Source organism: Oleiphilus sp. HI0123 (genome assembly GCF_001635315.1).
Window position 1 is genome coordinate 1 of record NZ_LWGE01001607.1, and the last position, 958, is coordinate 958.

Below are 958 nucleotides of genomic sequence, written 5' to 3' on the forward strand. Positions count from 1 at the left end.
TCTGCTCAAATGGAATCGTCTGAGATAGCTTAAACAGTAAAGCATGTTCGACTTGTTCGGCTTGCAGCTCGTTTTGCTGAACGTCCTTTCTTAGCGCACCTTTGGGTAGACTTTTTCTTACCTGCCTAAGTGGTGCAACGACTTGTTCGTGCCAAGAGTCTAGCTCTTCGTTGATGTTGGGTAGCAGCGGTGTAATATTCTTTTTCATAAGCCCAGCCCACATTGCAAAGAGTGATAGGTTGACGCGAAAGCCTTGGGCATCTTGTAGGTCTAATAAGGTGTCTTGCAGTGTTTTATTCTTCCACAGCTTAAGTGAACATAGCCAAAATTCATTCTCTAGAGAGAGGGCGTTCATTTCTGCTGCCGATATTGCGGTGATAGAGGGGCGGCTATGAGTCATTTGGTTAGAGCATATTTGATAAGTGTAAATCGAAATAAATCCATAGGAATTTATCGGCATCTTAGGATTGATGTTGCGTAGGATATCCGCTACCGTCTGCGCCATCCAGACATATCTTATCAGTAAAGGCAGGTTTCCTGAATGTTAAAGATCGATGCATTGACCCTACGAAGAGGCCCGGAGCCTTTATTAGCCGAGGCGAATGCCCTTGTGCATGCCGGTCAACGTGTGGCGATTATTGGCGCCAACGGGGCAGGAAAAACAAGCTTGTTTAAACTTATCTTAGGCGAACTTAGCCCGGATTCGGGTGCCTATTCTTTGCCCGGTAACTGCCGTGTTTCTCATATGGCTCAGGAAGTCACAGCAGGAGAGCGAACGGCTAAAGATTATGTGCTCGATGGCCATCAGCAGCTCCGTAGTCTGGAGGCTGAATTAAAACAAGCTGAAGCCGCACACGATGACCATAAAATTGCTGAACTCCATGGAGAGCTGGAGCACATAGGTGCCTATGAAGCACCAGTTATCGTGGAAAAGTTACTGCATGGTTTGGGATTTGAT

2 protein-coding genes are annotated in these 958 nt (G+C 46.5%); one reads left to right on the forward strand and one right to left on the reverse strand.

Going from position 1 to position 958, the window contains the following annotated elements:
* Positions 1-505 (reverse strand): DUF2390 domain-containing protein (locus tag A3761_RS21555; RefSeq protein ID WP_156492021.1); only part of this gene is annotated, 505 nt, incomplete at its 3' end.
* 36 nt (positions 506-541) lie between these two features.
* Here A3761_RS21555 and A3761_RS21560 point away from each other — a divergent pair.
* The coding region (locus tag A3761_RS21560) for an ATP-binding cassette domain-containing protein (RefSeq protein WP_156492022.1) at positions 542-958 on the forward strand (417 nt) is incomplete at its 3' end.